Here is an 18,911-nt window from a genome sequence, read left to right as displayed (position 1 = left end):
GCTAAAGCAACTCGAAATTAAACCAAATTAAACCGGTTCCCGCAGACGGCTTGCTTCTTCCAGACCAGGAGTGCTAAAGAGTGCATTATGCACCCGCCCTGCCAGAATCGCACCCACGATCGGAGCCAGCCAGAACAACCACACCTGACTGAACAGCTCTGCACCTGCAAAAAGAGCAACGCCCGTGCTGCGTGCCGGGTTCACCGAAGTATTCGTCACCGGGATGCTGATCAGGTGAATCAAGGTCAAGCACAAACCGATCGCGATCGGAGCAAACCCTTGAGGCGCACGCTCATCGGTGACGCCTAGAATCACCATCAGGAAAATGAAGGTCAGCAGCACTTCAATCAGCAAACAGGACAGCAGACTGTAGCCACCCGGAGAATGCTCACCAAATCCATTCGTCGCTAGCGGATTGGAACCTGTGAGCGCAAAGTTTGGCGCACCGCTAGCAATCAGGTAAATCAAGCCTCCAGCAACGCTTGCACCCAGCACTTGAGCCACGATGTAGGGCAGCAGTTCAGAACCGGGGAATCGCTTGCCTGCCCACAAGCCAAAGGAAACTGCTGGATTCAGGTGACAGCCCGAAATGTGCCCGATCGCATAAGCCATCGTCAGCATGGTTAAACCAAAGGCAAGGGAAACCCCAGCAAAGCCAATTCCAAGCGGAAACGGCACATTATTGCCGAGGTCAGCTCCCGTAAAAGTGGCAGCAAAAACGGCACTGCCGCACCCGCCAAACACGAGCCAGAAAGTGCCAATAAATTCAGCAATACAGCGTTTTGTAAGCGTCATTTCATCTTCTCCGGGATTACGTTTTCTCCCGGATTAAAAGTAACGCAAATTTATGAGTCTAGGAAAACGGGTTACCTGAACGATTATTTAGGGCTTATTTCGTTTGTTTTATTAAGGCAACAACCGGTTTACATCAGCCACAGGTAGAACGACTACTGCTACAGGAGGATGTTACAAACAACGAGTCAAGAGGCAGGTTGTGAGTATGGCTCGTTTGACTTGTCCCGTAACTATTTAAACTAGATTCAGAGTTAGCTCACTGTTATCGATCGCTTCTATCGATCGCAGTGTTTCGTTGGTGCAGGCGTAAAAGGTTATGTCGCAAGTCGTGCAGCAATCAAATCATTTCCCTTTAGAGTCTTCCGCTGACCCGGCTGATTGGGTCTGGCGGTTTTGGTGGACCGTGCCGCTTTATCCCTATCGGCGGCGGCGCACCCTTCGCAAAGAAATTGTGAAAGACACAGTCTGGACGTTTGACCAGATTCAGGGAATCATTTACGTCGCGGTGCCTATTCGGATGACGATCGTGCGTTTAGCGGCAGGTGGATTGCTGGTGTATGCTCCGGTTGCGCCGACCAGGGAATGTATTCGCTTGGTGAGAGAGCTTGAGGCACAGCACGGCGCGGTGAAATACATCATTCTGCCGACCGTCTCTGGCTTGGAACATAAGGTATTTGTGGGACCGTTTGCGCGTTACTTTCCCGATGCTCAGATTTACGTTGCGCCCAATCAGTGGAGCTTTCCGGTCAATTTGCCCCTGAGCTGGCTCGGCTTTCCCGTCAGGCGAACGCACATTCTGTCTGCAAATCCGGCAGACGTTCCCTTTACCGATGAGTTTGACTATGCGCTGCTGCATGTGCCGCTAAAAGAGCGATCGTTTGGCGAAGTGGCATTGCACCATCGGGCAACAGGTACGCTTTTGGTCGCAGATTCGGTATTGTCGATTCCCAACGACCCGCCGGATATGGTGCAGCTTGATCCCTATCCACTTTTATTTCATGCCAGAGATAACGGGTTCGATCGCGTGACGGACAGCGAAGCGACAAGACAAAAAGGCTGGCATCGCGTTTGCCTGTTTGCCTTCTACTTTCGTCCGAGCGCACTGGAAACGGTTCCCTTAGGTCGGGCATGGCGTGAAGCACAGCAGGCAGAGGATCGATCGCGCAAAGCCTTGTTTGGTCTGTTCCCCTTCGCCTGGCAAGCAGACTGGGAGCGATCGTTTGAGGCACTCCGGGGAGAAGGACGCTTATTTGTCGCGCCGATTTTGCAAACGCTGATCCTCAACCGTGCTCCACAGGAAACCCTTGCCTGGGTTGATCAAATTGCCCAATGGGATTTTCAGCAGATTATTCCCTGTCATTTTGATGCACCGATCGCCGCCACTCCCCAGGAATTTCGTCAGGCATTTGCCTTTCTCGATCCCCAACCGCATCAGGGCGGACTGCTGCCAGAAGATTTTGAGTTTCTGAAGGAGCTAGAAGAAGGACTGGTGCAGCTTGGGATTACGCCTCCGGCAAAGATTTAGCTGTACCTACGGGCAAGAGGAGTTGCGATCGTCCCTCACTATCACTCTTCAGCGTAATCGTAATCACCTGTGCCTCGATCAAGTGGCTGTTTTGTGGAAGAGTGCCTGTTCCAGGGTTCATCACATAGGCGGGAAAACAGGCGGCACTGAGGCTGAGTCGCAGCGAGTTTCCACCGGCAATGCGGGCACAGACGGGCTGGAGGGCGATGCGATGGGAGGTCGCGGGGGATGAAATTCGCAGATAGCCCTGAGTCAGGTTGAAAGCGGAGCCGTTGGGTTTGATTTCGGAGAGGACGGCGCAAAGATCAAAACTGGGGGTGTTGGCAGTCGCGCAGATCTCGACAAAGATTTCCCCGGCGAAGTGTAGATCTTCGGTGAGTGGATCAGTCGTGTAGGTCAGCACATCCGATCGTCCGTCAATTGCACTGCGATCGAAGCTGCCGGCGGGAAATGCGGCGTGTCCGCCTAGAGAAGGAACAGGTCGCCAGGGGTCGTGAATCAGCGTATCGGGTAGAAGAGAATTAGGGGAATCGATTGACAGCTTGCCTTCCTGCTCAGACATGGCGGCGAGTCCGGTGGTTTGCAGGTAGAAAGTTTGGGGATTGGAGGTGGGAAAGCGATCGAACTTGCGCCACTGATTGCTGCCCAGCTCAAACCAGGTAATCGGAGGTTCTTCCAGTAACCCGGTGTCGATGCCTTTGAGGAAGTGATCAAACCAGCGAATTTGCAGGCGATCGATCGGGCTGTGTGCCGCTTCGCCAAAATCAACTGCGCCCCCTTTGCGGCTCCAGGGGAGGTGTGCCCACGGTCCGATGATGAGGTGCTGGGGCAAATCGGTTTGCGCGATCATCGTTTGATAAAGCTTGATCGTGCCGCGCAGGTGGGTGTCAAACCAGCCGCCAATATGCAGCATCGGCAGATCGACCTCGTGTAAGTAGGTACAGGGCGATCGTTTCTGCCAGTATTCCGCTTCGGGGTTCGATTCGTGCAGCCAGGGGTGATAGTGACAGTCGGGCGCCAACTGCTCCAAAATGCCCGATCGGGGACAGACCGGATTGTAAATCGGTGGATTGCGTGCCGCGCTGTAGAGCGTTAGAAAAGCTTCCTCGTTGCCCTGTCGCCGCACGGTCTCTGAGGCAAGCTGAATCCCCCAGCCCAGGTTGAGCTGATAGCAAAACGCGCCGCCTTCATAGGCCCAGTCTGCATATAGGTCAGAGGCTGCCATGCTGGGACAGATTGTTTTTAGCACAGGTGGACGCTTTGCCGCCGCAAAAAGCTGGGTCATGCCCTGATAGGAGAAGCCATACATCCCCACCTGTCCGGAACTTTGGGGTAAGCCCGCCGCCCACTGCACCGTTTCGTAACCGTCCTCAATTTCGTTGGCGAACAGATCAAACTCGCCCTCTGAAGAACCGCGCCCCCGCACATCCTGAATCACCACAATGTAGCCCTGTGCCGCATACCAGGACGGATGAGCATAAACCACCGTGGAGGCGATCGATCGTCCATAGGGCTGACGCATCAGCAGCACCGGAAACGACTCATCGCTGTCGGGGTAATACACATCTGCATCGAGTCTAACCCGATTGCTAGTTTGCATCGACAGGGTTTGTTTATGACGAACTGAGTAGAGCATGAGTTTTTCTACTTAACATTCCGGTTCATCTGCCGCTAGTGACCTTGCGTTCTCAAATTCCTAACTCAATAAGCTTTCTAAAAGCGTCCTGAGGGAGAACATCTGCTTACATAAGATCGGGAATTCCTGCAGCCGCTCGATGGAAACACTATGCTGCGAAACGACAGCTTTTTTGTTTGAAATACGCTACTTCTGTTCAGCAACAGCAACATACGCACCAAGCCCAATCATGGTGCAGCCTGAAGTAATGCGCTGACCTTGCCTGAACCTATAGCTTGTTCGCAATTTCTGCCCAATCGATCCTGCAAATGTAGCAACAACAATATCAACAGTAAGATTCAAAAAATCTGTAATTAGACCTAAAAATAAAAACTGAGTTAAAACGTTTCCATTTGCAACATGAATAAATTGAGGAATAAACGCAAGAAAAAACAATGCTGTTTTAGGATTGAGAACCTCGGTCATTACGCCCTGGTAAAATGCACTTTCGCGGCGTTTTGGCTGTACTACTGCATTAGTATTGATTGATAAGGCATCGTGACTCAAAAGAGTTCGTAGTCCTAAGTAAATGAGATAAGCTGCTCCCACATACTTCACAATTGTGAATGCAACAGCAGAAGTCATCAGCAGGCTAGAAATACCGATCGCAGCAGCAACAACATGAACGAGTCCGCCTACAAATAGACCGAGAGCAGACAAAATTCCCTCAGATCTACCCCCATTGAGGCTACGCATCAGGGTATAAAGAATACCCGGTCCTGGAGTAATGCTGAGAATGAAAGCGGCTGTCAGGAAGAGACCAAAGGTAGCAAGATCAGGCATAGCAAACTCCACTCGTGTTATTCCTTCTCCTTTTACATTCTAGGCAACTGTCACAGCCCGTAAATTAAGCAGCATCACTACCCTTTCACCAACTCATTCTGCTTACCCCACCGGGGGAACTGCTTCGCTTCGCCGCAAAACCGCCATATCCTGATCGTCTAGCTCGACCGGGATGCCGCTCCGAATGAGTTCAGCAAAGTCTTCGTTGGGAACCATAATGCATAGAGCATAGAGCCGATCGCTTCCCGTATTCTCAATTACATGGGTTCCGGTGGGGGGAACGAGGAGACTATCGCCTGCCTGAATCGGAACGGTTTTGCCGTCGCAGGTTGCCGCGCCTTCGCCCTTGAGCACAAAAAACATTTCGACTGCGAGCTGATGGCGATTGGGTGGCGTTTTTCCGCCCACGTCAAAGATTTCGACACAGTAGGTTAGCGACATATTCGCGCTGGAGGGGTCAAAGACGATCGCCAGTCGATTCGTATCTTGGGGACTGATGCGAAAAGCCTGATAGTCCTTCGGCGTTTTGATCAGCGGAATGATGCAGGAGGAGTCCATAGGTAATTACCCGTTGGGGAACTGCAAAGCACAGGTCAGGGGAAGGGCAAATATCACACTCAAACAGCACTTACAGGGCACTCAGTAAAGCCGCAGAATCAGCCACAAAGCCAAAACACTGGTTCACATTGTAAAAAGTCGCTTTCAGGCAATAGTCTGGCGAAGTGGTGGCAGTGCAGTCGCGCAGCAGGATGCAGTCGTAGCCCAGGAAATTCGCGTCAAGCAACGTTGCCAGCACACATTGATCGGCATTCACGCCGCTAAAGAATAACGTAGTTCTGCCCAGGTTTCGCAGAATACTGTCTAAAGGCGTATCCCAGAAGCCGCTCATGCGGTATTTATCGACGGAGATGTCTTCCGATTCCTGAATTAGCTCATCAACGACCGCCGCCGCCCAACTTCCTTTTTGCAGCACGGGCGCACCGTTTTTTGGAAGTCCATCGCCTAAGCCGATGCCTTCTCCGGTCGGATTATAGACGTGACGCAGCCCTGCACTGATGTTGAGCAAATCGGGACGGTTGCCCCAGTTAAGCCAGACGATTGGCACCGCCGCAGATCGCAGTTCGGGGATCAGGGTTTTCAGCGGGGCGATCGGCTCACGAGCCGGAGTCACATCCACACCAATATGCGCTAACCAGCCATCAGGATGGCAAAAGTCGTTTTGCATATCGACCACAATCAGCGCAGCTTTTGAGAGATCGAGGCGCAGGGTTTTGCTATCGGTGGGCAGCTCGATCGGGCGCGGGGGAATCGGCGGACGAGTGATATCGGCGACTTGAGCATCGACTGCCCAGGCATTGGGGGGCACACCCAGCGATCGAAGAGGACGATTCATAGGCAAAGGGTTAGAGGGGCAAGCGAGTTGATGACACCTCAAATCTTATGCTGTGGTAATCGAAATGAAGCGATCGATTCCGTATCGTGAGGTACGAATGAATCAAATCACTGCATTAAGTTTTGCCCTGGGCCAAGCTACTAGAGAGACTTCACCAGGGAATCATCCACCAGAGAAGCGGCATCAATGGGTTTGGAAATCAAGCCAAGTTGAGTAATAATCTGCTCTCCCGATTGCAGGCTTTTCACCAAACTATAGGGGCTGGACAGATTCATTGGGCCTTCCTGGTTGCCTTTCACATCAAAGATGCGGATGCCCGATAACTGCGGCGGAATCTCAGCAGCCGTAATGCCCAGCTTTTTGGCGCAAATCTGATTGGCTTCTTCAGGGTTGGTTTTGGCAAAGGCAAGTGCTTTGTCAATCGCCCGCATGTATTTCAAGATATCGTCACGACGGGAGGCGATCGTTTCTGCGCTTGCCGCCAAACCATTTGGAATAACGTTAGTGTCTTTCGAGGTGAACAAAATTTGCCCGTTCGCTTCCTCGACTGTCTTGCTTAGCCACGGTTCATAAGTGGTTGCTGCATCAACCCTGCCAGCCGCAAACGCCGTCGCTGCATCACTCGCCGAGAGCGACACCACTTCCACATCTTTTTCGCTGAGTCCCGCCTGCTTCAGATAGCTACCGAGAAAAATCTTGGCGTAGGGCGCATCTTCACGAGCGACTTTCTTACCGCGCAGATCTGCCGCACGATTGATATTGCGTCCCAGAATGCCGTCTGCGCCATTCGAGTAGTCCGAAATCATCAGAATTTTCAGTGTGGGGGCCTGCGCCACCAGCGTCATCAAATCGGGCACACCGACCCAGGCAAGATCAACCTTTCCGGCAGCAAGCGCAGTATTCGTATCCGTCGCCACCTGAAAGTATTCCTCATTGACCGTTACCCCTTCGGCACTGAAGAAATCTTTGTCCAGCGCAATGTATTGTCCCAGAAAACCCGCCCAGGGCTGCACCCCAATAGTTAGGGGTTTGCTTGCCGCATTTTCACCTGCACCCGTCCCTACCGAAGGCTGAGCATTGCAGGCAGCCAGAAAATTGGGCAATGCCGCACCTGCCGAAAAAAAGCTGATCCACTTCAGGAAATTTCTTCTTTGCATTGATTGACCTCAAAGACACAAGCGCAGGACGGATGAAAATGGCACTAAACCGACTGCATCCTGATTTGACGCACCTCAGACGGACATCCGGGCTGACGTTTTGCCGCCAGATATTCATCCAAAATTTGGTGATAGCGTTCTCGATTGAAGACCGTATAGTGCCCCGGATAAACCGTTTCAATCGGCAGCTTTTTCAGCCGCTCAAAAGTCGAGAGATAGGTGGACACATGGCTGCAATGAAGCTGATCGAGCAGTTCGCCATCGTAGACCACATCGCCAGAAAACAGCTCTTTTGCCTGTGGGTCGTATAGGGCGATGCAACCCGGAGAATGCCCTGGAAGATGCAGCACCTCAAACACTCGATCGCCCAAATCCAGCACGTCTCCCTCGTTTAGAATATCAGTCGGCTCAGTGCCGTGTAGTGTATATTGCTCCACGGTGAATCCGGTATGAGGCAAACAGTGAAAATCTTCCTGCCGCACCCAGCCCTGATTAGGCGTACAGAGTGCCTCATAGTCATCTCCAGTTCGCAGCGCAGAGGCTTCCGCCGCATGGATTGCCCGTCGATCGAATTCGTGCATTCCGCCTGCGTGATCAAAGTGAATGTGGGAGGCGATCGCCAGCAGCGGCTTATCGATCAGCGACGCGATGTACTGCCGCAAACTGGAAACGCCCAGCCCCGTATCAATCAGCAAGTCCTGCTTTTGTCCCTTAATCAGCCACAAATTTGCTCGATTAAACCAGTAATAGTGCGGCTCGGTGATCAGATAAAGGCGATCGGAAATTTTTTGGGTCGAGAACCAGCTTTCGCAAACAGAGGGCATAGGGGTAGGTGGGTGCGTGGATAAATAAGGGGGTAGGGAGATCAGGAAATGGAAAGATGACGAGATGAGGGGATAAGGAAAATTGGTATTGCTGAATCGGGATATGAAGGGTGCAAATTTAGCTTCTGTATCGCCCCCTAAATCCCCCAATGCTGGGGGACTTTGAATTCTGGTTCCCCCCAACTTTAGGTGGCTAGTGGGGCGTATCATACTCCGATTCAGCAACGCCGGAAAATCGTGTTCTTTTAGAACTCTGCCAGCACGGTTGGGCGATCGGCGGTCTGTTGCTTGAGTCGATTCAGGGCAACCAGCGATAGAAACTCATAGCCGACCTGAGCGGCAAGCTGAGCGGTAATCTGGGCGTGATCTTGAGCGGGAAGCACTTCTACCACGTCTGCCCCGACCCAGTTTAAGCCAACGCACGATCGCAGATAAGCAAGTCCCTGAAAGCTAGTGGGTCCGCCAACTTCAGGAGTGCCTGTGCCAGGAGCGAATGCCGGATCAAAGAAATCCACATCAAAGGAAAGAAACGCTTTCGTATCACCAACTCGATCGCGCACGATCGCCCCAATTTGCGCTGGTGTGTAGCTCAGCAGCTCCGTGGTAGACAGAGCCAGGAATCCCAACTGCGTCGACAACTGCACATCGTCTTCGTCGTAAACGGGTCCACGCATTCCAATCTGAATCGATCGCTCAGGCACAATCAAGCCTTCTTCCACCGCGCGCCGAAAGGGAGTTCCGTGGGTGTAGCGATGCCCAAAGTAGCTGTCCCACAAATCGCAGTGGGCGTCAAAATGCACCAGCGAGAGGGGTCCGTGGACGGCTGCCAGTGCCCGCAGTTCTGCTAAGGTGATGCTGTGATCGCCGCCAATGCCCAGCGGAATCACACCTGCTTCAGCGATCGGCCGAACGGTGTCTGCGATTGCCGCATAGCTATCGTGAATGTAACCCGGCACGACAGGCGCATCGCCGTAGTCAATGCAGGATAGGGTGTCAAACACATCTACCTTGAGTTCCCGATTGTAGGGACGTAAAATTGCCGACGCGCTGCGAACTGCTTCGGGTCCAAACCGTGCTCCGACCTTGTAGGTCACTCCAGTATCAAACGGCAGCCCGACGATCGCCACATCCACTGCATCCAGAGTTTGAATGTGGGGCAGACGGGCAAAGGTACGAATCCCGATAAAGCGAGCAAATTCAAGGGCATTAAGAGGCTGGTAGCGCGGCACAGCAGTTTTCCTGATTTTGAAGGTGGGATCGAAGCGAATGCCTCTAGAAAGAAGACGGCAGGGGCAAACGCTCCACTGTTCGGAGAAATGTCACTTTTACACTTTTACGATTGAGTGACATTTGAGTGACATTCAACAACTTAGTCACATTCAACAACTTAGTGACAACCGTAACCGAAAACCGTTTTAATTGATACAAAGTTAATTCATCTTTGATTTATTGTTGATATCGCAAGCATTTATGAATCACTTTGCGACTTTGGCTAATTCCGGATTGCAAGTAGGATTGCACTCATGACTCAAACCCCGTTTCCGCTAGAAGTTGTGCCGCTGGATGAGGTTGATCAAGACATTATTAATCTGCTGAAGGAGGATGGACGCAAGGCATTTACCGATATTGCCAAGCAGTTGTCCCTGCCCGAATCCACCGTCCGCTATCGGGTGCAGCGATTGCTTCAGTCGAGCGTAATGCAAATCCGTGCCCAGCTTAACCCCCGCAAGCTCGGTGTCCCTCATATTGTCACGATGCGAATCAACGTCGCCTGCGATCGCATTGATGCCGTTGCAGATTTTCTATCTACCCTGCCAGAAGTGCAGTTTGTGGCGATCGTCACCGGACACTACAACATCATTATGGATGCCTGCTTTGGCACCCACGAAGACCTGTTAGCGTTGTTTAATAAGATTCAGAGAGTTCCCGGCATTATCCACTACGATTCCTGCACGATCTTAAAGCTTTTGAAATCCGAATATCAATACTCGTTCACCGAGCATTCTTGAAACTAAGGATGTCCAAGTTCTATAGGGTGTGCGGCAAATTGTTAACAGTCCTGCAAGACATTAACCTTCTTCATGCCAGAGAGTTTGTCTTAACCTGCACCCGCTAGCAGCATTGCCGCAAAAAAATAATTGTGCATTACAGGCACTTTCATCTACTAGACGCTAAAGCCCGCAAACACAATTATTTAGAAAAATGATTATTTAGAAAAACGATCGGTCTAAGCATTGGCCGCACGATAAAGGAAAAATGCTGCTGCTCAATGTGCCACAAGTCAATTTAGATCTGGAGTTTCGGGCGATCGATTTTTTTGAAGAACGACATGCATTGTTTTCAGTAATTCCTGCGCTGTGTAGGGTTTTGCGAGAAATTCAGTCGCTCCCATATTCATCACTTCCCTCACTTTTTCACTGGAAGGTAGCCCACTCAACGCAACAATTTTGACCAGCGGGTTCATTTTTCTGAGGATCTGCATTGCTGCTGAACCCGTCATATTCGGCATCATCATATCCATTAAGACGATGTCTACCTTATCCTTGTGTTCCGCAAAGACAGCAACAGCATCAATGCCATCACTGGCAGTTAAAACCTTGTAGCCAGAGGTTTCTAGGGACGTTTTTGTCACCTCTCGAATCAGGGCTTCATCATCGACGACCAGAACGAGTTCTCCATGTCCAAGCGGTTGTTCCAGATCTGCTGCCGATTGGGCTTCCACTCCCTGAATTGCGGGGAGGTAAACCTTGAATTGGGTTCCTTGTCCAACTTCGCTGTAAACGTTTAAAAATCCCCCATGACTTCTGATAATGCTATTCACCGTTGATAGTCCGAGTCCTGTTCCTTTTCCCAATTCTTTCGTGGTGAAAAAAGGATCAAAGATTTTATCAATCGCTTCAGGCGAGATACCCATCCCCGTATCGACAACAGACATCAGCACATAAGGACCAACTTTGGCATCTAAGTGAACATGGGCATAGCTTTCGTCAATGAATAAATTTTCAGCAGAGATGCTTAAGGAACCTCCTGTGGGCATGGCATCACGAGCATTGACACAAAGGTTCATCAGCACTTGGTGCAATTGCGTTGGATCAGCAGAAATCGGATGAAGATCAGGGTCAATATGGGTATGAACTCCGATCGACTTTGGAAAAGTTCCGGCAGTAACCTGCTTCACCTCTGAAATTAAATTCTGCAATTGAAGTACTTGGCGTTGACCCTCAGACCCGCGCGCAAACGCCAGAATTTGGTTAATTAATGCGGCTCCGCGTTTCGTATTCGTTTCCTGCATCTTCAGGAATTCAAGAGTCGATGCATCCGCGTCCGTTAGTTTCATCTGAAGCAGTTGGGCGATCGCGAGAATCGGCGTCAAAATGTTGTTCAGGTCATGGGCAATGCCGCCTGCCAACGTTCCCAAGCTCTCTAATCGCTGGGCATGAAGGAGCTGTTTTTCAAGCTGTTTCTTTTGAGTAATGTCTGTATTAACGACGAGGATAGATTTTAGCTGGTTCTCTCCAAACACCGCAGTCCAGCGGCTCTCGACCAAAATCTCTTTGCCATCTTTGGTCAGTTGGCGCAGCTCTCCCTGCCACTTTCCAGTTTCAAACACTACTTTTTGGATGTCTTCAAGCTGAGGAGAACTATTCGGAGCAAGAAGATGTCTGGCACTCATGGTGAATGCCTCGGCTTTCTGCCAACCGTATAGCTGTTCAGCTCCCTGATTCCAAAATAGGATTTGGTTGTTTAGATTTAATACCCAAACTGCATCGGTTGTAATGTCCAGCAGAGCAGCCTGCTCACGAATTTTCTCCTCCGATCGCTGACGTTCAATCAGTTCGGTCTGCACCTGTTGATGCAGTTCAGACTGCTGGATGGCGATCGCTAACTGGGTGGAGAGTTGCTTGAGCAGATCAAGCTCGATCGTCTGCCATTGGCGAGCATCGATACAGCTATTTGCAACGAGCAAGCCCCAAAGCTGTTCGCCCTGCACAATCGGTACAACTAAATTTGCCCGCACCTGGAGCCGAGTCAGCAGCTCAAGATGGCATGGGGAGAGATTTGCAGCACGAACATCATCGATCGCCTGGATACGCCCTTGCTGATATAGCTTGCGGTTGCCGGGCTGGATAAAGAAAGAATCGGTAACTTTGGTTCCCTCGATCGATAAAAACTCTGGAACAACGGATTCGACCGTTACTTCACCGCTCCAATCAGGTTCAAAGCGGTAGATAAACACGCGATCCGCTTGCAGAAACTGCTGAACCTCACATACGGCAGTTCTTAAAATCTCTTCTAGATTGAGCGATCGACGAATGCGCTGAGCAATTTTCGTCATCATCCGCTCACGCTCAACCTGCTGACGCAGCATTTTTTCTCGCCATTGCTGCCTTGCAAGCTCGGCAAGCTGTTCCGCCCGGCTCTGGCGCTCTTGCTTCACCCGCTCTCGATAATTGCGAAAGAAGTCAGCCAAATTCGGCTCATCTGCGAGTAGTGCGCTCAGGTTGTCCTGCACGCGCTGGTCTGCTTCGTATGCCACCTCCGGATGAAACTCCATCCAGGTATGACAAGTTTTGACATAAGCAATAAAGGCAACCAAATGCTTATAATTTGCAGCACCTAGAAAATCCTGTAAAGCACTTCGACAATGTTCTGACTGCTCGCTGTCGAGGGCAATAAAAATTGCTGCCTGTAGCAGGCTCTCTTCCATCAATGGAGTTAAGGTTGACCAGTCCAACAGCGGATAAGTTTGGGCTGAAAGTCTTCTGAGGTGAGCTTCTAGCTCCTCTGTTGAGGGTGGGGGTGCCTCCAGTAATGCTAAAACTTGCTGTGCTGCCAGCCCCAGCGGACGCAGAGTGCAGCTATGGCAAATCATGCAGTAAGGAATGCCACAAAATCGCGAAAGGTAAGCAGAAAGCTTTTCCTTAAACAGAGCAGGTAAAGGATTATAAACGTAAGCAGTGAGCGTGTGCTGCCAAAGGTTTTCTAATACCTGAGGAGCATGCTCTGCTGGCTCAAAAAATGGAGGAATGAACCCAAATGTTGCCTCTATTTCTGCCTTAATCTGTTGAGCCGATCGACCAGCACTGATAACAGATTCTTGCTTAGAAATTGTGTTAACAGAGTGCGACATAGGGATCCTCAATGAGCTTTTATCTTCGTGGATAATGGTCAAGTTTTACTGGGGAATGATGGCAAGCCTGAAGGATTTGAGCAAGGCAATTTACGCATCGACTTCAAAATTTGAGTTGTAAAAACTAATTCATTTTCGCAAGTTCCGTTTGAAAGAGATCATGCCTTGATTACTAACCGTATCGTTGAGTAATAATTCAAGAGCTAAACCTAAATACTATAGTTTTCAAAAAGAGTTTTCGAAAAGGTTAATTACGGTTTCTGCGTGGAGTACTACTGATATTTGAAGTGTAATTAGCCCAATTAAAAAGCAGTAAGCATTTCCTGAATTAATTTCTCGAAGGGAGAGAAGTTTGATAGCAATCAATCATCAAAAGGTGCAGCACGATAAAATTGTGAACTACGTCTTGAAGCGAGATTTTGTCCAGCAATCTTAATGCTTAAAGAGCTACCAATGCACCCTAAAAGGTCACTTCAAAAGGAACAAAGAGCGTTTCTTTTACCCCATTCAATGAGCTAATTTGGTTCTTCATCTACCATTGTGCAGATGAGTAACCTTTACTTGTTATGGTAACGCATACAACAGAAAATTAGCGATTTCTTACCAAACTCGTTATGATTACGCCCAGGGAAGCTGCTACGCATCGATTTTTCCCGATTCATGCCACTTCCCAGGCTGCCTGAAAGAAGTCCAGCTCACACTGCATCGCATAGCGATAGGTCGATCGGGCAAGCGGAGAGTCTACCGTGTAGCGATCGGCAAGGGCAGCAAGCTGATCGGCAAGCGGCTCAAACTCATTGCTACTGTAGATGCGAACCCAGTCAGCGTAGGCGTGATCAGGGATGCCATTCGCGGCTAGCTTTTGTCCGAGAAACGCATAGAGCTTCATGCAGGGCAGCATCGCGGCGATCGTCACTCCCACTTCCTGGCTCCAGGCTGTTGCCAGCAAAAAATCTGTATATCGACGAGTCGCAGTTCCCGGCTGCACGTCCTGTAAATTCACGCCCCACTGCGTCGCATAACTCTGGTGAAGCTGCAATTCCTGCAATACGCCTGCTGCCAAACCGTGAAACACGCCAAATCCTTTCCAATCCGGCACTTTTGCCGCCGCAATACTGTAGGCACGGGCAAACGCCTCTAGAAAAAAAGCATCCTGTCCCACGTAATAGGCAAAGTTTGACCTCGGTAAACTGCCGTTGCCAATTCCCTGCACAAAAGCGTTATTGAGACAGCCGATCGCCAAATCCTGATTAGCTTCCCAAAGTTCCGCCGCGATGCTCATGATGATCTTGAATGAAAGTCAGATCTTAATATAGGCGGTTACTAGTTAATTGAGGCGGTTAAATCGGCAGCCGTCACAATTCATCTTCCGGCAACCAATCCTCATTGAGAACTCGCTCAATCGTGTAAGGACATTCTTCGGGAAAGGTGAAAATTGCCAGACCTGTTTGCTTCGCTGCCTGTTGTCGGGCCCGATCGTAGCTTGCCTGAAGCTGCTCTGCTGCATAGTTTTTCAGGCTGGGACTATCTTCGATCGCCAAGTTAATCTGAGTCCGCGCATCAGTAATTGAGTCGAGCCAGCTATCCGATCGTCTCTGCGGCTGATACTGCCATTTGAGTAGGTGGAGCAAAAGACGGACAAGTTGACTCGTTATTCCTCTCCGTTCCCGCTTGCCCAAATCTTCAACCTCGTCGATCAAATGCTCAATATCAATCTCATGCCAGCGGCGATCGCGCAGTTGCTGCACAGTTTGATTGATCCATTGGTTGAAGTCGATCGAGTCAGTTTCGGGCATGGCTAGTTTGCTAGATTATTCCATCCAGAATCTAAATTAAATATTCCTTGGCTCAACTTTAGCTAAAAAACTGACAAAGCCTTCAATGCTTGCCATAGGCTTATCGGGTGAGAAAGTTCAACAACTTCAACCGCAGATCTACAAGTCTGCATAACGATTGAGATGAGCGGCAACAGATAAACTTAAACTTGCTCCACGAATTCCGGGCTGTCCGCTCCATCGAGGGGTTAGCCCGTAAATTCTACGCTAGCCACCTCACGACACCAACGATGAAATCCCAACAGCATTCTCGCACAGCGAACCTCAATCACTGTATCTATCCAGTTCTGGTGACTTAGAAACTCACCGTGTCGAACAAAATCTCCCTCTACCCGGTGTACTCCAGCAAAATCTTGCAACTGTGTAGGTGCAAAGGCTGAAATGGACTTAATGCTTCCTAATATACGACCCGTTTGGGAGTAGCTGATCCCAATTGTCACCTTTGCAAACTGCCAATTGAGTGAACAACGCTGACAATCCCAGTCGCCCATAACAACCACTAAATCATCGTTGTTACTCCAAGGGTAAAGAGGTGCATAGTCATTCATCCGACTAAGTTCAACCTCTGCCGAGCTACCAACACAGTAATCTCTTGCAGAGTTCTGTCGGTCTACGGTGAATAGCTTTGTTTGAATCCTAGCTTCAGATTGAGCATGACAACGGAGGCAGTGCAGCTTTCCAACAACATAGACAAAAAGCCCCATCCTAACCCTCCAAATACTGCCTTACCCGCAACCTCAAACTAGCTCAACTTGGTGCACCAAAACAGAAGCTTCATGTATTGTTCTCACTAAAAGAATGAGATGAGGGCTCCTAAGAAATTAGATTTTTAGCGAGCATAAATACTTGTATCGCCTCACAGTAGATGATTTTGATCGATCGCGATCGCCCGCTGGAGCAACTGCATCGCCTCGCCCGAACAGTAGTATTGCGACCAAAGAAAAACTCTGATGGCGTGAAGGGTGGCTACCTACATTCTCTAATCGATCGGGGGCGATCGCTTCGCGCAGCCGCTTCGGCGGATCACTCTTCATGGATTCGGTTGCAGCTTAGTAAAACAAAAAGAGCGCAGATTGCTCTACGCCCTAATTGATTATTCAGATTACTTGAGAATAAGTTAAACCTGAACCATTCCGCCTGCTGCCTGGTATCGGGCACGAGCGCGACGAACGTTTCTTTCTGCCTGGAATTGCTCCTGGCGGGAACCGCTACCGCGCACCTGATTGAGCTTTGCCTCGGCTTCGCTGTAAGCAGTCCGGGCAGCCTCACGATCGATCCCATCCCCCCGCTCTGCAGCATTCACCAGAATCGTGACTTCATCCGATTCGACTTCAGCAAATCCGCCCATGAGTGCGATCGCAGTCCAGTCTTTGCCAGCCCGCACCCGCATTACGCCAACATCAAGCGCAGAAAGCAAGGGAGCGTGACCAGGAAGAATTCCAAGCTGTCCGGTCGTACTGGGCAAAATCACTTCTTCTGCCGTTGAATCCCAAACCGTTTTATCTGGAGCGACAACACGAACTGTTAGTGGCATAGTTTTCCTCAGCGTTCAATCGGGCAGATTCAGGCATCAGAGCTAGTGTTCCAATGCCCGAACCGTTTCACCCTTACTTCCCTTCAGACTTGAGCTTTTCACCCTTGGCGACCGCTTCATCAATGTCGCCCACCAGATAGAATGCCTGCTCTGGCAGATCATCCAACTGACCGGAGAGGATCATCTGGAAGCCCTTGATCGTTTTTTCCAGGGTGACGTACTTACCAGGCGCACCGGTAAATACTTCTGCTACGAAGAACGGCTGCGACAGGAATCGCTCGATCTTGCGGGCACGGGCCACAATCAAACGATCGTCTTCTGACAGCTCATCCAGACCCAGGATTGCGATGATGTCCTGAAGCTCTTTGTAACGCTGAAGCGTCGACTGCACCGATCGCGCCGTGTTGTAGTGCTCATCGCCTACAATGCCGGGCTGGAGCATGGTCGAGGTGGAATCGAGCGGGTCTACTGCCGGGTAGATTCCTTTTGCTGCCAGACCACGAGAGAGTACGGTGGTTCCGTCGAGGTGAGCAAAGGTGGTTGCCGGAGCGGGGTCGGTCAAGTCGTCCGCAGGCACGTAAACTGCCTGAATCGACGTAATCGAACCCTCGGTGGTGGAGGTGATGCGCTCTTGCAGGTCGCCCACATCCGTTCCCAGAGTCGGCTGGTATCCTACCGCAGAAGGCATCCGTCCGAGCAGAGCCGATACTTCGGAACCTGCCTGAACGAAGCGGAAGATGTTGTCAACGAATAGCAGTACGTCCTGCTTGTTCACGTCGCGGAAGTATTCTGCCATCGTCAGACCCGACAGACCGACGCGCATTCTAGCACCCGGCGGTTCGTTCATCTGACCGTAGACCAGCGCGATTTTCGAGTTCTCAGGGTTTTCTTTGTCGATTACCCCAGACTCGATCATTTCGTTGTAAAGGTCATTGCCTTCGCGAGTCCGCTCACCTACCCCTGCAAACACAGACACACCACCGTGCTGGGTTGCAATGTTGTTGATCAGCTCCATCATAATGACGGTCTTGCCCACGCCCGCACCGCCAAACAGACCGATCTTGCCGCCCCGACGGTAGGGGGTCAGCAGGTCGATCACTTTGATGCCTGTTTCAAACACAGAGGGCTTGGTTTCCAGGTCGGTCAGCTTGGGAGCTGCACGGTGAATCGGAGAAGTTTCTTCTGCGTTGACCGGACCTTTATTGTCTACCGGTTCGCCCAGCACGTTAAAAATTCGACCGAGGGTGGCTTTACCCACGGGCACACTAATAGGCGCACCCGTATCGTACGCTTCCATACCGCGCACCAAGCCATCGGTGGTGCTCATTGCCACTGCACGAATCTGGTTGTCGCCCAGAAGCTGCTGTACCTCGCAGGTAACGGCAACATCTGCGCCTGCGGTGTTTCTGCCCGTCACGCGCAGCGCGTTGTAGATCCGGGGCATTTGTCCCGCCGGGAACCGGACATCGACTACGGGACCAATAATTTGTGTAATGTAACCAACGTTGGTTTTTTCTGCTGTGGTGACCATGCTTGCGCCTATCGTGTGATCAGCTTAATAAAAGGTTGAAAACAGCCTGAACGTTTGAAATTCGCCAACCTCAGCTTATCACCCAAGGGATCACTAAAAAATAGTAAAAAATGTGGCAGCAGGATAAATCAGAGCTAGAGAAAATCGGCGATCGACCGCAGGTAAAGGCTTTTGGGGCGATCGGCTCTCTTAAAAAATTTTAGGTAAAAATACTCGCTGCCGTTCTGCCGTGGGTGAACCAGGAAGGCTAGCTCAAATGATAAGCTTTTTTTATGTTACTGAATTTGAAGCGATTTGAGAGGCGGGGCGGTTGCCATCTGACGCGCCATATCAAGGATATTTTGCCGCTCTGCTGCGAGGAAACTCACGGTGTAAGTCATCCCATCCTGCTGCCACATTAAAGAAGAGAAATCTGAGGGCGGCGCTTGGTTGCTTCCTTCCATTAAATATCCACGCACACCTTCTATTAGCGTAATCGGGGCTGCCATTGCCTGATGTCGGCTGAGTTCGCGCTGCGCATTAGCAGAGGTAGCCAGTTCGGCGGCAAAGCTCCCCACCAAGCAGGGAAATTGTCCCCGCTCGCAGGTGAACAGGCTAATTGTGAGGCGAGGCGGTGTTGTGGTGGGCAACACTTTCACAATTAAGGTATTTGGATCTAGCTCACCCAGACCTCCGAGCAGAATTTGGGACGGTAAACGCATTTCGGCACGGGGCGGGATTGCTTGCCG

The 18,911-nt window shown here is 50.6% G+C and carries 17 protein-coding genes; 2 read left to right on the top strand and 15 right to left on the bottom strand.

What is annotated here, in order from left to right; all coding sequences use genetic code 11:
* Positions 1-27: 27 nt before the first annotated feature.
* Positions 28-795 carry an aquaporin Z gene (aqpZ, locus tag H6F80_RS23685; RefSeq protein ID WP_190793980.1) on the bottom strand — a complete coding sequence of 256 codons (768 nt, stop codon included), beginning with the start codon at positions 793-795 and terminating at the stop codon, positions 28-30.
* Positions 796-1,111: 316 nt separating this feature from the next.
* On the opposite strand from aqpZ, the gene H6F80_RS23680 reads away from it, so the two are divergent.
* The gene (locus tag H6F80_RS23680; RefSeq protein WP_190793979.1) at positions 1,112-2,320 is read left to right on the top strand and encodes a DUF4336 domain-containing protein; all 1,209 of its coding nucleotides are present in this window, start codon (positions 1,112-1,114) and stop codon (positions 2,318-2,320) included.
* Here the strand turns inward: H6F80_RS23680 and H6F80_RS23675 are convergent.
* From H6F80_RS23675 to speB, 7 genes are all read right to left on the bottom strand, one after another.
* On the bottom strand, positions 2,298-3,956 hold the full coding sequence (locus H6F80_RS23675; protein ID WP_199296787.1) for a CocE/NonD family hydrolase: 1,659 nt from the start codon (positions 3,954-3,956) through the stop codon (positions 2,298-2,300). The two genes, H6F80_RS23680 and H6F80_RS23675, sit on opposite strands and share 23 nt — an antisense overlap.
* 186 nt (positions 3,957-4,142) lie before the next feature.
* On the bottom strand, positions 4,143-4,778 hold the full coding sequence (locus H6F80_RS23670) for a LysE family translocator (RefSeq protein ID WP_190793978.1): 636 nt from the start codon (positions 4,776-4,778) through the stop codon (positions 4,143-4,145).
* Positions 4,779-4,880: 102 nt separating this feature from the next.
* Positions 4,881-5,336 (bottom strand): cupin domain-containing protein, encoded by a 456-nt coding sequence (locus H6F80_RS23665; protein ID WP_190793977.1) that lies wholly within the window; start codon positions 5,334-5,336, stop codon positions 4,881-4,883.
* Between the two features lie 70 nt (positions 5,337-5,406).
* Entirely contained in the window at positions 5,407-6,171 is a 765-nt protein-coding gene (locus H6F80_RS23660) for a cysteine hydrolase family protein (protein WP_190793976.1), read from the bottom strand.
* A gap of 140 nt (positions 6,172-6,311) precedes the next feature.
* Positions 6,312-7,328 carry an ABC transporter substrate-binding protein gene (locus H6F80_RS23655; RefSeq protein ID WP_190793975.1) on the bottom strand — a complete coding sequence of 339 codons (1,017 nt, stop codon included), beginning with the start codon at positions 7,326-7,328 and terminating at the stop codon, positions 6,312-6,314.
* Between the two features lie 44 nt (positions 7,329-7,372).
* Positions 7,373-8,152: an MBL fold metallo-hydrolase gene (locus H6F80_RS23650; protein ID WP_190793974.1), complete on the bottom strand. Its 780-nt coding sequence runs from the start codon at positions 8,150-8,152 to the stop codon at positions 7,373-7,375.
* 245 nt (positions 8,153-8,397) lie between these two features.
* Positions 8,398-9,381, bottom strand: a complete 984-nt coding sequence (gene speB / locus H6F80_RS23645) for an agmatinase (protein WP_190793973.1) — start codon at positions 9,379-9,381, stop codon at positions 8,398-8,400.
* A 294-nt stretch (positions 9,382-9,675) separates the two neighbouring features.
* Here speB and H6F80_RS23640 point away from each other — a divergent pair, with 294 nt between their 5' ends.
* Positions 9,676-10,161: an Lrp/AsnC family transcriptional regulator gene (locus H6F80_RS23640; RefSeq protein WP_190793972.1), complete on the top strand. Its 486-nt coding sequence runs from the start codon at positions 9,676-9,678 to the stop codon at positions 10,159-10,161.
* 272 nt (positions 10,162-10,433) lie between these two features.
* Here H6F80_RS23640 and H6F80_RS23635 read toward each other — a convergent pair whose 3' ends face one another.
* The 7 genes from H6F80_RS23635 to H6F80_RS23605 all read right to left on the bottom strand — a co-directional run.
* Positions 10,434-13,283, bottom strand: coding sequence for a hybrid sensor histidine kinase/response regulator (locus H6F80_RS23635; protein WP_199296786.1), 2,850 nt, complete (start codon positions 13,281-13,283; stop codon positions 10,434-10,436).
* Between the two features lie 658 nt (positions 13,284-13,941).
* A complete protein-coding gene (locus tag H6F80_RS23630) occupies positions 13,942-14,565 on the bottom strand; it encodes a TenA family protein (RefSeq protein WP_190793971.1) in 624 nt (207 codons plus the stop codon).
* Positions 14,566-14,638: 73 nt separating this feature from the next.
* Positions 14,639-15,079 (bottom strand): DUF29 domain-containing protein, encoded by a 441-nt coding sequence (locus H6F80_RS23625; protein WP_190793970.1) that lies wholly within the window; start codon positions 15,077-15,079, stop codon positions 14,639-14,641.
* An 860-nt stretch (positions 15,080-15,939) separates the two neighbouring features.
* On the bottom strand, positions 15,940-16,152 hold the full coding sequence (locus H6F80_RS23620) for a hypothetical protein (protein ID WP_190793969.1): 213 nt from the start codon (positions 16,150-16,152) through the stop codon (positions 15,940-15,942).
* 83 nt (positions 16,153-16,235) lie between these two features.
* A complete protein-coding gene (atpC, locus tag H6F80_RS23615; RefSeq protein ID WP_190793968.1) occupies positions 16,236-16,652 on the bottom strand; it encodes an ATP synthase F1 subunit epsilon in 417 nt (138 codons plus the stop codon).
* Positions 16,653-16,725: 73 nt separating this feature from the next.
* The gene (atpD, locus tag H6F80_RS23610) at positions 16,726-18,183 is read right to left on the bottom strand and encodes a F0F1 ATP synthase subunit beta (RefSeq protein WP_190793967.1); all 1,458 of its coding nucleotides are present in this window, start codon (positions 18,181-18,183) and stop codon (positions 16,726-16,728) included.
* A gap of 275 nt (positions 18,184-18,458) precedes the next feature.
* The coding region (locus tag H6F80_RS23605) for a hypothetical protein (protein WP_242067536.1) at positions 18,459-18,911 on the bottom strand (453 nt) is incomplete at its 5' end.

This window comes from Leptolyngbya sp. FACHB-711, assembly GCF_014695615.1.
Classification (GTDB): domain Bacteria; phylum Cyanobacteriota; class Cyanobacteriia; order Elainellales; family Elainellaceae; genus Leptolyngbya_A.
This window is presented reverse-complemented; position numbering and strand designations above follow the sequence as displayed.

What these genes read in the sequence shown, in the direction of transcription:
- atpC (WP_190793968.1), bottom strand. Translation starts at nt 16,652, where the DNA reads ATGCCACTAACAGTTCGTGTTGTCGCTCCAGATAAAACGGTTTGGGAT.
- H6F80_RS23680 (WP_190793979.1), top strand. Translation starts at nt 1,112, where the DNA reads ATGTCGCAAGTCGTGCAGCAATCAAATCATTTCCCTTTAGAGTCTTCC.
- atpD (WP_190793967.1), bottom strand. Translation starts at nt 18,183, where the DNA reads ATGGTCACCACAGCAGAAAAAACCAACGTTGGTTACATTACACAAATT.
- H6F80_RS23665 (WP_190793977.1), bottom strand. Translation starts at nt 5,336, where the DNA reads ATGGACTCCTCCTGCATCATTCCGCTGATCAAAACGCCGAAGGACTAT.
- aqpZ (WP_190793980.1), bottom strand. Translation starts at nt 795, where the DNA reads ATGACGCTTACAAAACGCTGTATTGCTGAATTTATTGGCACTTTCTGG.
- H6F80_RS23630 (WP_190793971.1), bottom strand. Translation starts at nt 14,565, where the DNA reads ATGAGCATCGCGGCGGAACTTTGGGAAGCTAATCAGGATTTGGCGATC.
- H6F80_RS23670 (WP_190793978.1), bottom strand. Translation starts at nt 4,778, where the DNA reads ATGCCTGATCTTGCTACCTTTGGTCTCTTCCTGACAGCCGCTTTCATT.
- H6F80_RS23660 (WP_190793976.1), bottom strand. Translation starts at nt 6,171, where the DNA reads ATGAATCGTCCTCTTCGATCGCTGGGTGTGCCCCCCAATGCCTGGGCA.
- H6F80_RS23655 (WP_190793975.1), bottom strand. Translation starts at nt 7,328, where the DNA reads ATGCAAAGAAGAAATTTCCTGAAGTGGATCAGCTTTTTTTCGGCAGGT.
- H6F80_RS23620 (WP_190793969.1), bottom strand. Translation starts at nt 16,152, where the DNA reads ATGAAGAGTGATCCGCCGAAGCGGCTGCGCGAAGCGATCGCCCCCGAT.
- H6F80_RS23640 (WP_190793972.1), top strand. Translation starts at nt 9,676, where the DNA reads ATGACTCAAACCCCGTTTCCGCTAGAAGTTGTGCCGCTGGATGAGGTT.
- H6F80_RS23635 (WP_199296786.1), bottom strand. Translation starts at nt 13,283, where the DNA reads ATGTCGCACTCTGTTAACACAATTTCTAAGCAAGAATCTGTTATCAGT.
- H6F80_RS23625 (WP_190793970.1), bottom strand. Translation starts at nt 15,079, where the DNA reads ATGCCCGAAACTGACTCGATCGACTTCAACCAATGGATCAATCAAACT.
- H6F80_RS23675 (WP_199296787.1), bottom strand. Translation starts at nt 3,956, where the DNA reads ATGCTCTACTCAGTTCGTCATAAACAAACCCTGTCGATGCAAACTAGC.
- H6F80_RS23650 (WP_190793974.1), bottom strand. Translation starts at nt 8,152, where the DNA reads ATGCCCTCTGTTTGCGAAAGCTGGTTCTCGACCCAAAAAATTTCCGAT.